The 13,267-nt window shown below is 72.8% G+C and carries 14 protein-coding genes; 3 read left to right on the forward strand and 11 right to left on the reverse strand.

Going from position 1 to position 13,267, the window contains the following annotated elements:
- Window positions 1-166 precede the first annotated feature (166 nt).
- The gene (locus ACIO5E_RS04860) at window positions 167-1,513 is read right to left on the reverse strand and encodes an esterase/lipase family protein (RefSeq protein WP_400663873.1); all 1,347 of its coding nucleotides are present in this window, start codon (window positions 1,511-1,513) and stop codon (window positions 167-169) included.
- 209 nt (window positions 1,514-1,722) lie between these two features.
- On the opposite strand from ACIO5E_RS04860, the gene ACIO5E_RS04865 reads away from it, so the two are divergent.
- A complete protein-coding gene (locus tag ACIO5E_RS04865; protein WP_280679385.1) occupies window positions 1,723-2,052 on the forward strand; it encodes a MoaF-related domain-containing protein in 330 nt (109 codons plus the stop codon).
- 121 nt (window positions 2,053-2,173) lie between these two features.
- Here ACIO5E_RS04865 and ACIO5E_RS04870 read toward each other — a convergent pair whose 3' ends face one another.
- Complete coding sequence (locus tag ACIO5E_RS04870) at window positions 2,174-3,316, reverse strand: alpha/beta hydrolase (RefSeq protein WP_400663875.1); 1,143 nt, start codon at window positions 3,314-3,316, stop codon at window positions 2,174-2,176.
- Between the two features lie 327 nt (window positions 3,317-3,643).
- Window positions 3,644-4,264, reverse strand: coding sequence for a TetR/AcrR family transcriptional regulator (locus tag ACIO5E_RS04875; RefSeq protein ID WP_400663877.1), 621 nt, complete (start codon window positions 4,262-4,264; stop codon window positions 3,644-3,646).
- Between the two features lie 137 nt (window positions 4,265-4,401).
- Between ACIO5E_RS04875 and ACIO5E_RS04880 the strand changes: the two genes are divergently transcribed.
- On the forward strand, window positions 4,402-5,166 hold the full coding sequence (locus tag ACIO5E_RS04880; protein ID WP_400663878.1) for an SDR family NAD(P)-dependent oxidoreductase: 765 nt from the start codon (window positions 4,402-4,404) through the stop codon (window positions 5,164-5,166).
- A gap of 135 nt (window positions 5,167-5,301) precedes the next feature.
- Here the strand turns inward: ACIO5E_RS04880 and ACIO5E_RS04885 are convergent, their stop codons facing one another.
- The 6 genes from ACIO5E_RS04885 to ACIO5E_RS04910 form a co-directional block, all read right to left on the reverse strand.
- Window positions 5,302-5,502, reverse strand: coding sequence for a TetR-like C-terminal domain-containing protein (locus tag ACIO5E_RS04885; RefSeq protein ID WP_400664424.1), 201 nt, complete (start codon window positions 5,500-5,502; stop codon window positions 5,302-5,304).
- A gap of 186 nt (window positions 5,503-5,688) precedes the next feature.
- Window positions 5,689-6,681, reverse strand: coding sequence for a phosphotriesterase (locus ACIO5E_RS04890; protein ID WP_400663880.1), 993 nt, complete (start codon window positions 6,679-6,681; stop codon window positions 5,689-5,691).
- Window positions 6,678-7,187 carry a carboxymuconolactone decarboxylase family protein gene (locus tag ACIO5E_RS04895; RefSeq protein WP_400663882.1) on the reverse strand — a complete coding sequence of 170 codons (510 nt, stop codon included), beginning with the start codon at window positions 7,185-7,187 and terminating at the stop codon, window positions 6,678-6,680. Before ACIO5E_RS04895 ends, ACIO5E_RS04890 begins: the two co-directional genes overlap by 4 nt.
- A gap of 17 nt (window positions 7,188-7,204) precedes the next feature.
- Window positions 7,205-7,801 (reverse strand): DUF4865 family protein, encoded by a 597-nt coding sequence (locus ACIO5E_RS04900; RefSeq protein WP_400663883.1) that lies wholly within the window; start codon window positions 7,799-7,801, stop codon window positions 7,205-7,207.
- A 119-nt stretch (window positions 7,802-7,920) separates the two neighbouring features.
- A complete protein-coding gene (locus ACIO5E_RS04905) occupies window positions 7,921-8,487 on the reverse strand; it encodes a TetR family transcriptional regulator C-terminal domain-containing protein (protein WP_400663884.1) in 567 nt (188 codons plus the stop codon).
- A 207-nt stretch (window positions 8,488-8,694) separates the two neighbouring features.
- Entirely contained in the window at window positions 8,695-9,714 is a 1,020-nt protein-coding gene (locus ACIO5E_RS04910) for an LLM class flavin-dependent oxidoreductase (protein WP_400663886.1), read from the reverse strand.
- A gap of 445 nt (window positions 9,715-10,159) precedes the next feature.
- Between ACIO5E_RS04910 and ACIO5E_RS04915 the strand changes: the two genes are divergently transcribed.
- Entirely contained in the window at window positions 10,160-11,149 is a 990-nt protein-coding gene (locus ACIO5E_RS04915; RefSeq protein ID WP_400663887.1) for an aldo/keto reductase, read from the forward strand.
- 132 nt (window positions 11,150-11,281) lie between these two features.
- Here ACIO5E_RS04915 and ACIO5E_RS04920 read toward each other — a convergent pair whose 3' ends face one another.
- Both ACIO5E_RS04920 and ACIO5E_RS04925 read right to left on the reverse strand, forming a co-directional pair.
- Entirely contained in the window at window positions 11,282-12,355 is a 1,074-nt protein-coding gene (locus tag ACIO5E_RS04920; RefSeq protein WP_400663889.1) for an LLM class flavin-dependent oxidoreductase, read from the reverse strand.
- 3 nt (window positions 12,356-12,358) lie between these two features.
- Window positions 12,359-13,264 carry an ABC transporter substrate-binding protein gene (locus ACIO5E_RS04925; RefSeq protein ID WP_400663891.1) on the reverse strand — a complete coding sequence of 302 codons (906 nt, stop codon included), beginning with the start codon at window positions 13,262-13,264 and terminating at the stop codon, window positions 12,359-12,361.
- Between the last annotated feature and the right edge of the window lie 3 nt (window positions 13,265-13,267).

The raw sequence follows: 13,267 nt of genomic DNA on the forward strand, positions 1-13,267 counted from the left end.
GACAGGACTCGGCGTCCCGGCGGTGGAGTCCGCGAGAGCGGACGACCGTTGCAGGCTAGGCAAACCGTCCGTGAACGGACAACCCGGCCGGGCCGGTTGTCGCACAGCTCACAGTGGTGTCGATCAACGACGCTGTGTGGTGGATCAGTTGGGGTCGATCAAGGGATCAGTCGAGCCAGCCGTCGACCTGGCTCTCGGCCTCCGGCGCCCAGGCGAGTTCCAGGTGGTTGAGACCGGCGAGCAGCCGGGTGCCGCCGATCGTCGCGACACCGGTGGTGTCCAGGGCGCTCGCGGTGAACACGATGCCGTCGCTGGGCCCCCGGTTCTCGTTGAGCACGCCCGGGATGTCGGCCGACCCGCCCGCGAGCAGGTAGGTGCGCACCGACGCCGGCACTCCGGCCTGCTGCAGCGGCGCGATCAGCGACCCGGCGTCGATCGCCGCCTGGATGCCCTGGCCGGAGGTGTAGAAGCCCTGGCCGCCGTAGTAGGTGGTCCACCAGTCCTGGGAGGTACCGTCCACCCCGTACCGGCCGTCCCAGCGGGCGAGCAGCTGACGCTGTCCCGGGTAGCAGTCGTAGCCGCCGGTGGGCAACACGCCGAGGCAGGGCTGCGCGGTGTACGTGCCGTAGCAGGTCATGTACAGGTGCGGGGACGGCGCGTTGGCGGTGCCGCCGCAGGCCGGCCAGGCGGCCAGGTCGAAGGACCAGCCGTGCGCGTACACGTAGTCGAGCCCGCCGTTCGGCCCGCCTAGGGTGATCAGGCGGCGCACGTCGCCCGCGTACGCCCTCCCCCACGACGGGCGCACCGAGGACACGTACGCCCGGGCGGCGACCTCGCCCTTGCTCCACGCCACCACGTCCACCTGGGAGACCCCGAGCCGGGCCTGGATCAGCGCGACGGCGTCGCCGACGGTCTGCGCCTGGAGCAGGTTGTCGCCCTGTTTGTGGGCGAAGCCGATGGCGAACACCCGGTGGCCGGTGCCGGCGAGGTACTGGGCCAGGCCGGTGGACGGGCAGGCGGAGGCACCGCAGGTGCCGCTCTCGGCCGGGTTCGCCCAGGCGCGGTCGGCGTTGTCGTTGGCGCCGTGGACCAGCAGGACGGGGGTCTGGCGGCCGCCGGTGTCCCAGCCGGTCGCGGAGTACAGCAGGAAGCGGCCGGAGTAGGGCTCGCCGGTGCCGCCGAAGTACGTCCGGCGGGCGCCGTCCTGGTCGCCGCGACCGTCGGCCGGGTACTGCTCGGCGCGGAAGCCGGGGGTGGTGTCGAGGTAGCGCTCGACCTTGGCCCACCCGTTTCCGGGGGCGGGGAAGGTGGCTTCCAGGGCGAGGGGGGCGGCGGCGGCTTGGGCGGCGGCGGTCTGCGCGGTAACGGCTCGCGCGGTGGCGGCCGCTTGGGCGGTGGTGGGGGTGCCGAGCAGGAGGGCGGCGAGGGTGAGCAGGACGGCGGACAGCGCGGTGGGGGTGCGGCGCGGGGTGCCGGGTCTCGTGGGGGTGGCGCTCGTGGGGGTGCGTCTCATGGGGGTGGACGGTAGGACCGGCCCGCGGCGGGCGCCCAGATGCCGGTCACACACCCCGGAGGCCGGCACGGTGGCGGCCGGTGCCGTGGCGCACTGCCCACGGGCGCGCCCGCTCGGCTCACCGGGTCGGATAAATTGGAGGTCCGACATCTTCCGCAGTGCACAAGACCGCCGTGCACGGCCTCACGGAAACGAGGTACCGCCCCACCATGACCGCGCCCCTGCCCGCCTTCGCCGGCCGCACCTACCTCTTCCGGGCCGACAACGGCGCGGCCTTCCGCAATACCTACTCGGCCGACGGCCGGCGGCTGCGCTGGGAGGGTCTCGGCGAGTCGGCGGGCCAGTGGGAGGACGTGCTGCTGCACGTCGCCGAGGTGGCGCCGGAGATCTACTTCATCAGCTGGACGGAGCAGAGCGGGATCACCGTCAGCCACGTCATGGACCTCGGCCGGCTGACGGTGCGCGCCTTCTGGACGTACGAGGGCGAGGGCGGCCGGGTCGGCGAGTTGCACACCGGGACGCTGGAGCGGGTGGTCTGAGCCTCGCCGCTCCCGCGCCCCGGGGCTGGTCCCCCGCTGTCGGCCTTGTCTGCCCGTTGATCCGCTCGGATCCGCCAGATCCACTGGGTCCGCCGGGGCCGCTGGAACGGCTCGGGTCTGTTCAGACGGTCTGGTTCGGCACCTTGAGGTGCTGGGACAGCCACTCCAGCGAGGACGGCAGCAGGGCGCTCCAGGTCTCGAAGTTGTGGCCGCCGTTCTCCAGCATGCTGTAGGAGACCTTCATCGGGGCCTGCACCGCGTCGACGAAGGCCTCGGTGTCGTGCCGGTAGTTGCCGTCGCCCTTCTTGGTACCGGCCAGCAGCACGGACACCTTCGGCTGCGGCAGGTTCTTCAGCCGCCACATCAGGTTGGCCTCGTCGCGGCGCTGCTTGCTGCCGCCGAACAGGTCGCCCGTGGTCGGGTCGTCGGCGGCGTCGTAGTAGGCGGAGAGCGCGACGGCGGTCGGGAAGACGTCCGGGTGGCGCATGGCCAACTTGAGGGCGCAGTAGCCGCCGGTCGAGTTGCCCATGAAGGCCCAGGCCTGCGGGTCGGACGAGACCCGGAAGCTCGCCTGGATCGCCGCGGGGACGTCCTTGGTGAAGTACGTGTCGGACTGCGCGCCGCCCGGGATGTCCTCGCACTCGGTGTCCTGCGGCAGGGCCGGCGAGGGGCGCACCATGACCATGACGGTCGGCTGCATCTTCCCCTCCTGGAGCAGCTTGAGCGCCGCGCCCGGGTAGTTGAACCGCGTGATCAGGTTCTCGGCGAGCCCGGGGAAGCCGGTGCTGACGATCACCGCCGGGAACTGCCGCTGTGCGTACTCCGGTTGGAAGTACTGCGGCGGCAGGTAGACGTACCCCTCGGTGGACAGCCGGCTCGCCGCGCCGTCGATCCGCACCTTGCGGATCTCGCCGGACTGACTCGGCTCGCGGCCCATCGCGCCGCCGCCCTTGACGGAGGCGTGGCCGATCGTCTCCACGAGCAGCCGACCGGACGCGTCCGCCTTGTTGTGGATCACCACCGGGCCGGTTTCGCCGGTGCCCAGCAGGTCGTCCCAACTGCTGTAGAAGGCGAAGTAGTTGTTCGCCACCAGGCCGAGCGCGGCAAGCACCGTGAGCTGGGTGGCGAGCAGCGCGCCGATCCGGCCGAGCACCGCCTGCCAGGTCCGCCTGGCGAGTCTTGGCCACAGCCAGACCGTGCCGGCCGTCATCACGACGGCGATCAATACGGTCAGCGCCAACACCTTGTGGCTCGTCAGACCCATGTCCTACTTGCTCCCACGCCTCGAACTCCCCGCCCCCTCCGCTCAGGACATCCAAGGTGGTCACCCCGGTTCCCCCGCCGGGGCGCGCGATCACCAACCCTAACGGGGGCGGGGAGGCGGAACGGGTGACAGATGACAACCGACAGATAACAGATTTCGAAATCTGTTATCTGTTATCTGTTATCTGTTCGCCGCCACCGGACCGCCGTCGGCCACCGACCCGACGGGCGGCTGGACTGAGGAGTTCCGGGAGCGGATGCGGAGGCGCGGGTCCGGCACGAGCACGACCGGGATCGGCAACCGTGAGAGCGGCAGCCGGAGTCGGGCTCACTCCTCCCGGTCGTAGAGCCGCAGCCCCGCCGTGAGTTCGCGCATGCAGCGGGCGCCGAGCTCCCGCGGGGACCCCGGACCGGCGGTGGGGGCGCCGGAGGAGGCCCACTCCTCCAGCGCGACCCGGATCGCGGCGGTCGCCGCGGCGGCGGCCAGGCGGATCTCCAGCGGGTCGGTGCCGTCCGGACACCGACCCGCGAGGACGACCCGCAGCCGCTCCTCGGAGTCGGCGTGCACCCGCTGCCAGGTGCCGTCGAGGCGCGGATCGCGCAGCAGGCTGCGGGTCCACTCCATCGCCTCGACGGCCTCGTCGTCGGCCGGGGTCAGCGAGGCCACCGCCGAGCGCTCCAGCGCCTCGCGCAGCGGCAGGTCGGCCGGGGCCTCGGCGAGCTGGTCGACCCAGCGCCGCCCGCCCGCCGCCAGCAGCGGGGCGACGGCGTCCTCCTTGACGGAGAAGTACCGGTAGAAGGTGCGCGGCGAGATGCCCGCCGCGAGGGCGATCTCCTCGGCGGTGACCGCCTCGGCCCCCCGTTCGGCGAAGAGCGCGGCGGCGGTGCGGGCGATGTCCATCCGGGTGGCGTCCCGGCGGCGCTGGTTCAGGGTGGGTCGTCCGGTCACAGGGTCAGCGTACGCGGGTCGATGCCACTGTGGCACGTCGCGCTGGAATGGCATCCATGGACTTATTGGCACGTTATGCCACTCAGGCGTAACGTGTCGCCTGAGGTCGAGAGGCCACGAAAGAACGGAGTACCACCATGGAGCGCTTCAGCGGACGGAACGTCCTGATCACCGGCGGCGGCTCTGGCATCGGCCAGGCCACCGTGCACCGGATCCTCGCCGAGGGCGGGAAGGTCGTCGCCGTCGACGTCAACGAGGACGGCCTGAAGAAGACCCTGGACCGCGCGACCGCCGACGGCACCGCGGACCGCCTGACCATCCAGGTCCTGGACATCTCGGACGAGGCGTCCGTCACCACCGGCGTCGCGGCGGCGATCGGCGGCCTCGGCGGGCTGGACGTCCTGGTCAACGCGGCCGGCATCCTGCGCTCCTCGCACACGCACGAGACCAGCCTGGAGTTCTGGAACAAGCTCCTCGCCGTCAACCTGACCGGCACCTTCCTGATGACCCGCGAGGCGCTCCCGGCGCTGCTCGCGGGCGGCAAGGGCGTGGTGGTGAACTTCAGCTCCACCTCCGCGAGCTTCGCCCACCCCTACATGGCCGCGTACGCGGCCACCAAGGGCGGCATCCAGTCCTTCACCCACGCCATAGCCTCCGAGTACTCGAAGCAGGGCCTGCGCGCGGTCTGCGTCGCGCCGGGCAGCATCGACAGCGGCATGACCCACAACCCGGGCCTGCCCGCCGATGCCGACCTCAGCCTGCTCGCCAAGCTCGCCCCGGCCCTCGGCCAGGGCTTCGCGGGCCCCGAGACGGTGGCCGGCGTGATCGCGATGCTGGCGTCCGACGACGGCGCGTTCGTCACCGGCACCGAGCTCCGCATCGACGGCGGCACCCACATGTGATCCGCCGGACGGCATGACGACGCGGGGTCCGGGCCACTCCTCCGAGTGATGGCGCAGGCCCCGCTGTCGTGTCGCGTGACGCCCGCCTCAGGGCTCGGGACCGGGACTCGGGACTCAGGGCTCAAGACCCATGGCTCAGCCGAGGCCCCCGTGCCGGGCAGCGGCGAGGACGGCGGCGGCGCGGTCGGCGGTGTCCGCGTCCACCCGCTCGGCCGTGATCAGGACCCGGAAGTACAGCGGCGCGGCGAGGTTCTTGATGACCTCCGCCGGGTCGGTGCCGGACGGCAGTTCACCGCGGTCGACGGCCCGGCGGACCACCGGTTCGGCCCGCCGCAGCCGGCCGCGCCCCCGAGGACCCCGGGCAGGCCGCCCGGCTCGCCCTGCTCACCGCCCTCGCGCCGTACCGGCTCACGGAGGCCGACGCCACAGGCCATCGCGGAGGGCCGGTCCTGTCGCGGCCGGTTGGCCGGGTGGGTGGGTGGGGTCAGCCGGTCAACCGGGTCGAGGTCTGCCGGAGACGGTTCAGGGTGTGCGCCAGTCGGCGGCGAAGGCGGCGGCCGGGTTGGCGGTGAGCAGGAGGTCCGGCAGTTCGGGGCCGAAGGTGCGGGCGAGCCGTGGGGCGAGGTCGGTGAGCAGCCGGGTCGGGCCATCGCCCCGGCGCGCGGTGCGGGTGGTGGTGTCGGCGCCGAGGAGCAGCTGGGAGGCGTGGCCGGCGTCGACGAGGTCGGCGATGACGTCGAAGGCCTGGTGGTCGGCCGGGTGGCCGGCCCGGGAGGGACTGTCCAGCGCGAGGTGGACGCCTTCCGCGGCGAGTTCTCGGTGCAGCCGCACGTCGGGCAGCCGGGTGAGGTGGCCGAGGATGATCCGGTCGGGCGGGACGCCGTGCCGGGCGTGCAGCCAGTGCATCACGAAGTGCGGGTGGGCGCCGGGTTCGAGGTGGACGGCGATCGGGGCGCCGGTGGCGTGGTGTGCCTCGGCGGCCGCGGTCATCACCCGGCGGGTGTGCCAGGTGGTGGTCCCGGCGTCGCACGCGACCTTGATCAGGCCAGCCCGGACGCCCTCGGAAGCGCCGCGCGGTTCGGTGGGCGCCTTGGTGGGCGCCCCGGCGGCTGGTTCGGCGGCCGGTTCGGTGGTGAGCCCGGTTGTGAGGTCTGAGATGAAGCGTTCGGCGAGCCCGTCGTACAGGGTGGGGAGGGTGTCCGGGTCGTAGTGGGCCGCCTGGTGCAGGCCGGTGCCGGCGACGACGTGGACGCCGGTCGCACGGGAGAGCTTCGCGAGCGAGCCCGCGCCGCGGCCCATGCCGTACGGGGTCCACTGGACGAACGAACGGCCGCCGACCGCCGCGAAGGCGCGCAGGACGCCCTCGGCGGCGGCCGGGTCGTCCAACTCCTCCCCGGGCAGCAGGGGGCTGCGGATGAAGAGGTGGTCGTGGGAGTCGGTGACGCCGAGTTCGGCGGGGTCGAGGTCGCCGAGGACGGTGCGGACCGTTCGGACGGTGCGGACGTCACGGGTCATGCCTGGCCCTCCCGAGTGCGGGCCACCTCGGTCGGGGCCGTCTCGGCGAAGGTGGCGGTGGCGACGCGCAGGCCGGCCAGGGCCTTGGGGACGCCGACGTAGGGGGCGAGGTGGACGATGACCTCGGTGACCTCCTCCCTGGTCATGCCGATCCGCAGGCTGTTGCGGACGTGGTCGGCGAGCTGCGGCTCCACACCGCCGAGGGCGGTGAGCGCGGCCAGGTTGGCCACCTGGCGGTCGCGCAGGGCGAGGCTGGGACGTTGATAGGTGCCGCCGAAGAGGCTGGTGACGATCCAGTCGGGGAAGCCGGGCGCGAGGCTGTCCAGGCCACCGAGGGTGGTGGCGGCGACCGGGCCGGCGAGGTCGGCGAGAAGGGCGTAACCGGCTTCGCGGTCCAACGGGGCGGGGGTGAGGTCGGTCGGCGTCATCGGGGCGGGGGCCGGGGCGGCGGGGACGGCGGAAGTGGTGGGAGTGGTGGGAGTGGTGGGGACGGCGGGAGCGCTCATCGGGGTGGCGAAACCTTTCACCAGTGCCGGCCGCTGGGCAGCCGGTCGAGTTCGGGACGGGACAGGTGCAGCACCTGGTAGCGGGTGCCGGGCGCGTCATCCGGGGCCGGGCCCTGCCAGAGGGCGAACCGGAGCAGCTCCCAGCGGTACGGGTCCACCGCGACGGCCGCAGTGTGCAGGGCGGGGTGCACCGGGAACCCGGCGAGGGCCTGCTCGACCGCCTCGGCGGGATCGGCGTCCTCGGGGAGCCGGACGGTGTGGCGGGTGGCGGTGGTCGCGGGAGCGTCCGGCGCAGCGCCCCGGGCCGGACCGCTGCCGTGGGCCAGACCGGCGCCGAGCCAGTGCCGGACGGCAGGGCGGCCGAAGTCCGCGCTCAAGCCGCGAAAGCCCGAGCCCCAGAGGAAGCCGTTCATGCCCTCGGCGGTCCGCCAGAGGTAGAACGGCGCGTACTGGTTGACGGGCGACCCCTCGTGGCCGCGCTCGCGGACCAGGTACGCCTTGAGCCCGAGGCCGGGGTAGGCGTCCAGGAGACGGCCCTTGTCGGCGACGCGTTTGCGGATGATCCCCATGTCGTAGGCGGCGGGGAGGGTGATCTCGTACTGCATGGCGTGCACGGCGGGTCTCCTCGGTGGTCGGATCCTCGGGAGGTCGGGCGGCGCGCGGTAAGGCGCAGTGCAGCGCGATACGGCGCAGGTCCGGCGCGGGACGGCGCTGGATGGCGCGGTCCGGCGCGTCAGGCCGTACGGTGCGCGGCGAGCAGGCCGAGGGCGCCGCGCACGGCCTGTTCGAAGGGCTCGGCCCGGCCGGCCGCGCGGGCCAGGACGTAGCCGCCCTGGACGACGGCGACCACGGCCGCGGCGGTGTCGACCGGGTCGACTCCAGGCACGAGTTCGCCGGCGGCCTGACCCTCGGCCACCAGTTCGGCGATCCGGTCGCGCAGCCAGTCGAAGGTCTCCTCGACGGGGGCGCGCAGCCCGGGGTCGGCGATGACGTCCGGGTCCTGGGCCATCCGGCCGATCCGGCAGCCGCGCAGCACGTCGCGGTCACGGAGCAGATAGGCGGCGATGCGGTCGTACGCCGTGCCGGGGGCGGACAGGTCGGCCGCGGCCACGCCTCTCAGCTGCTCGGCGCTGCGGCGCAGGGCGGTGGCGGCGAGGTCGGACTTGCCGGTGAAGTGGTGGTACATGCTGCCCTGGCCGACACCGGCGCGCTGCTGGATGGCCTTGGGGCTGGTGCCGACGTAGCCGCGCTCCCAGAGGAGTGCCTGGGTGCTCTCGATGAGGCGGTCCTGGGTGGTCATACGGATCACTGTACATACCAGTAGGTACAGAAGGCCAGGGGTCACCCGGCTTCGACCGGGGCGCGGGGTGGGCCGACCCCGCCCGGGGGGACGGCCAAGGGCCGTGCGCCGCCCCCCGGCGGCCACGGCCCTTGCCCGCTCGTCTCCCCCTCCCCACCGGCCGCCACTCCACCGCGACCGGTGGCGCGCGTCACGTCGGGCGGGCGCTCACGGCAGCTCGCGCCGGACCACCGGGGCGACCTCGGCGGCGAACAGCTCCAACTGCTCCCGCTGCGCCCCCTCCGTCAACGCGTCGACTCCGATGCCGACCACCTCGTTGCCGAAGGCCTCGTGATAGCGGTGGATCTTCTCGACCACCTGCTGCGGGCTCCCGACCAGGGCCGACCCGTGCTCCAGCGCGTCCTCCAATGACGTGAACGGGGACTTGTTGTGCCGGCCGGCCGCCGAGTCGAACATCGCGTTCCAGTACGGACGGAAGCCCTCGACCGCGTCCTGCGAACGCTTGGCGACGTACAGCCCGCCGAAACTCGCGCCCACCCGGGCGTCCCTCGGGTCGCGGCCGTAGTGCACCCAGCGTTCGCGGTAGTGCTCCACCAGGGAGCGGTACTTGGCCAGCGGGTGGAAGGAGTTGGCGGAGAAGAGCGGATCGCCGTAGCGGGCGGCGAGGTCGGTCGACTGCGTACTGGTCGCGCTGCCGTGCCACACCGGAATCGGATCCTGGAGCGGGCGCGGAGAGACGGCCGCGTCCTTGAGCGGCGGACGTGTCGAGCCCTCCCAGGTCACCCGCTCCTCACTCCAAAGCCGCCGCAGCAGCTCGTAGTTCTCGGCGAGCGCGTCCCACTGGCGCTCCTCGGGGAGGCCGAACAGGTCGAAGTGGCGCGGGTCGTTGCCCTTGCCGATGATCAACTCGATCCGACCACCGGAGAGTTGGTCGAGCAGGGCGTAGTCCTCCGCGACCCGGACCGGGTCCAGGATGCTCAACACCGTCACCGTGGTGAACAGTCGGATGGCGGAGGTGCGGGCCGCGATCGCGCTGAGCAGCACCGGCGGCGCCGGGGAGAGGAACGGCGCACCGTGCCGCTCCCCCACGCCGTAGCCGTCGTAGCCGAGTTGCTCGGCCGCGACCGCCTGGTCGATGACGTTCCGCAGCTTCTCCTGCGGGGTGCGCTGGACGCCGGTCACGGGATCGGGGCCGTTGGCGACGAGGGACGAGACGGTGAACCGCACGGCGGTCTCCTTGGGGGGCGCTCGATGGGATCTCGGCACGGAACCCCGGCCCGCGAGGCGCGGACACGGCTGCCGAGGGGCGGGACGGCGGCCCGCGGGGAGCGCCGCGCTACGGGCTGCGCTCCTGCGGGCGGCACCGGGAGGGGATCGCGGCGGAGCGGCTCTGGGGCGGCGTCAGCGCGAGGTGCTGCGGCGGTGGCGACAACAGCGGGGCGCGGCGGCGGTGACGGCGGTCGGGATTCCAGCGGTGCCGGAGGTTGTGACGGCGGCAATGACGGCGGCGGTACCGGCGGTCGCGGTCGTGGTGACAGCCCGGACGGTCATCGCGCCTGCCCCTTCGCCTCGCAGTTCGCCTCGCACGCGTACGATCCTCCGCGAGCATAGGCACCGGTCAGAAACGGGGCAAGGGCTTGATCCACCGGCGGTGGCTGGCAAGATGTCCGGCATGAGCTACCTCGCCGCGGATGACCGCTATGCCTCGATGACCTACCGGAAGGCCGGCCGCAGCGGCGTTCAGCTGCCGGCCGTCTCGCTCGGTCTCTGGCACAACTTCGGTGACGCCCAGCCGCTGGAGGTCCAGCGCGCGGTGCTGCGCCGCGCCTTCGACCGGGGCATCACCCACTTCGACCTCGCGAACAACTACGGCCCGCCGTACGGCAGCGCCGAGCGCAACTTCGGCTACCTGTTCGCCCAGGATTTCCGCCCGTACCGCGACGAGCTGTTCATCGCCAGCAAGGCCGGCTGGGACATGTGGCCCGGCCCGTACGGCAACGGCGGCAGCCGCAAGTACCTGCTGGCCAGCCTGGACCAGTCGCTGGGCCGGATGGGGCTGGACTACGTCGACGTCTTCTACTCCCACCGCTACGACCCGGACACCCCGCTCGAGGAGACGATGGGCGCGCTGGACAGCGCGGTCCGCTCGGGCAAGGCGCTGTACGCGGCGATCTCCAACTACCCGGCGGAGCAGCACCGGGAGGCGGTGGCGATCCTGCGCGAGCTGGGCACGCCGGTGCTGCTGAACCAGTCCGCGTACTCGATCCTCAACCGGTACGTCGAGGAGGGCGTGCTGGACGCGGTGGGCGAGACCCAGACCAGCCTGATCGCCTACTCGCCGCTCGCCCAGGGACTGCTGACGGACCGCTACCTGTCGGGCGAGGTGCCGGCCGGCTCGCGGATGTCGGTCGGGCGGTTCCTGACCGAGGAGGCGCTCACCGGACCGAAGCTGGAGCAGCTGCGGGCGCTCAACAAGGTCGCCGAGCGCCGCGGTCAGACCCTGGCCCAGCTCGCGCTGTGCTGGGTGCTGCGCGATCCGCGGGTGGTCTCGGTGATCATCGGCGCGAGCAGCGTCGCCCAGCTGGACCAGAACATCGACGCGCTCGTGGGCGGCCCGCTGACCGAGGAGGAGCTGGCGGAGATCGACCGGCTCAGCCGCTGAGCGGGGAGCGCCGGAGGCGGGTGGACGGCTGACAAATGACAGCTGACAGATTTCATCATCTGTCAGCTGTCATTTGTTAGCTGTTAGCTGTTAGCTGTCAGCCGGTAATGGTCAGCCGGCGGCCGGTGGCCGTCAGCGGCGGATGCCCAGGGCGGGCAGAACCGTCTCTGCCACGCGGTGAGCCTCCTCCAGCAAAGGGTTGCCGGAGAGGATGAAGGTGTCGACGCCCAGCGACTCGAACTCCTGCAGCCGCTCGATCACCTGGGCCGTGGAGCCGACCACCGCCGTACCTGGGCCGGGACGGAACAGGCTCATCCCCGGCCAGAGGTTCGGGTAGGCCTCCAGCTCCCGGGCCCGCGCGGGCACCTTGCCGCCGTGCTGGCGGAACTGCCGCTGCCAGCCGACCCCGTCCTCCCCCTTGGCGCCGCCCAGCTGCCGGGCGTACGTGGCCTCGCTGGTGACGTCGAGCAGGCGGTCGGCGGCCGCCCAGGCCTCGTCCTCGGTGTCACGGACGATCAGGTGCAGCCGAAGCCCGATCCGCAGGCTCCGGCCGTGGGCGGCGGCCCGATTCCGGACCAGGTCCAGCTTCTCCTTGAGCAGGTGCGGCGGCTCGCCCCAGGTCAGGTAGACGTCCACGTGCTCGGCGGCCATCTCGATGCCGGCCGCCGAACTTCCGCCGAACCAGAGCGGGATACCGCCCGGCTGGACCGGCGCCAGCTCCCGCAGGCTCGCACCGGCGTTCTTCAGCTCGTAGAACTCGCCCTTGTGGTCGAAGACTTCGCCGGCCGTCAGGCGCTTGATGATCGACCAGTACTCGGCGCTGAGCCGGTAGCGGTCGTCGTGCTCGACGTCCAGGCCGTACTCGCGCAGTTGCGCGGTCGAGCCGTTGACCACGTTGAACCGCAGCCGGCCGCCGTGCAGACGATCGAAGCTGAGCGCCATCTTCGCCAGCAAGGTCGGCGAGACCAACCCGGGGTGGACGGCCAGCAGCGGCTTGAACTCCGGGGTGGTGGCCGCCGCCAGCGCGCTGCCGAGCGTCCACACGTCGTACAGGTCGGTCGCGAGCAGGGCGCCGCCGTAGCCCAACCGCTCGACGCTGCCCGCCAGTTGCTGAAGGTAGCGGAGGTCCACCGGGCGTCGGCCGGCCGGCTCCCACGGGTAGTGGCCCTCGCGCGGGATGATGTACCAGAGGACTTCGGAGGCCACGGCTCAGACCGCCTTGGCGAGCGCGGCGGCCACCGAGGCCTCCAGCTCGGGCAGATGGGCGTCGGCGACGGTCAGCGCCCGGTCGATGAACCCGACCCCGCGGAAGATGTCCGCGGCCTCCTGCTGCTCGGCGATGAACCCGGCGGTGGCGGGCTCCAGTTGCCACGGCAGTGCCTCCAGCGCGGTCTGCCAGTCGCCGGCCGAGCCGCCCAGCTGCTCCGCCGCGATCGCGGCCGCCTCGGCCGGGTGGGCGGCCACCCAGGCGTCCGCCCGGCGCAGCGCGGTGGCGATCGCGGCGACCACCTCGGGGCGCCCGGTCGCGAAGTCGCGGCGGGTGAAGAACACCGAGCGGTCGGCGACGACGTCGCCGGTGCGGATCAGCTCGCGAAAGCCGCCGCTGCGGCGGGCGGCGGCGAGTTCGGCGCCCTGGGCGATCCACCCCGCGATCTCACCGTCGCGCAGGCGCTGCGCCTGGTCCTCCTCGGCCGCCGGGCGCACCGGAGTGATGTCCTCGGCATACGAAAGTCCCTGCGTGTGCAGGGCCTTGGCGAGCAGGTGGGTCTGCCAGGATCCGATGCCGAGCACGACGGTGCCGCCCTTGAGGTCCGCCACCGTCCGAACCGGGCCGGTGTCCAGCACCAGCAGGGCGCCGTGGTCGGGGCGGGGCGCGGAGACCGCCGCGTACACCAGGTCGTGGCCGGCCGCCTGGGCGGTGACCGGCGGGGTCGAACCCGTGCCGCCGAAGTCGATGGTGCCGTCGGCGAGCAGCGCGCCGGTGCGGGTGCCGTCGGAGTAGTGGTGGAAGGCGCCGGTCTCGCCGAGCGGGACCAACTCCTCGTCCAGGTAGGGCAGGCGGGCGAGGTAGTAGAGCGAGGGGTTGCTGGCGTGGACGCCGAGGGTCACGGTCATCTA

The sequence above is a fragment of the Kitasatospora sp. NPDC087314 genome, from assembly GCF_044744365.1.
GTDB lineage: Bacteria > Actinomycetota > Actinomycetes > Streptomycetales > Streptomycetaceae > Kitasatospora.

Bases quoted from the DNA above. Each gene is read 5' to 3' on its own strand.
- ACIO5E_RS04880 (WP_400663878.1), top strand. From the start codon at position 4,402: ATGGAGCGCTTCAGCGGACGGAACGTCCTGATCACCGGCGGCGGCTCT.
- ACIO5E_RS04915 (WP_400663887.1), top strand. From the start codon at position 10,160: ATGAGCTACCTCGCCGCGGATGACCGCTATGCCTCGATGACCTACCGG.
- ACIO5E_RS04895 (WP_400663882.1), bottom strand. From the start codon at position 7,187: ATGAGCGCTCCCGCCGTCCCCACCACTCCCACCACTCCCACCACTTCC.
- ACIO5E_RS04905 (WP_400663884.1), bottom strand. From the start codon at position 8,487: ATGACCACCCAGGACCGCCTCATCGAGAGCACCCAGGCACTCCTCTGG.
- ACIO5E_RS04865 (WP_280679385.1), top strand. From the start codon at position 1,723: ATGACCGCGCCCCTGCCCGCCTTCGCCGGCCGCACCTACCTCTTCCGG.
- ACIO5E_RS04890 (WP_400663880.1), bottom strand. From the start codon at position 6,681: ATGACCCGTGACGTCCGCACCGTCCGAACGGTCCGCACCGTCCTCGGC.
- ACIO5E_RS04870 (WP_400663875.1), bottom strand. From the start codon at position 3,316: ATGGGTCTGACGAGCCACAAGGTGTTGGCGCTGACCGTATTGATCGCC.
- ACIO5E_RS04860 (WP_400663873.1), bottom strand. From the start codon at position 1,513: ATGAGACGCACCCCCACGAGCGCCACCCCCACGAGACCCGGCACCCCG.
- ACIO5E_RS04925 (WP_400663891.1), bottom strand. From the start codon at position 13,264: ATGACCGTGACCCTCGGCGTCCACGCCAGCAACCCCTCGCTCTACTAC.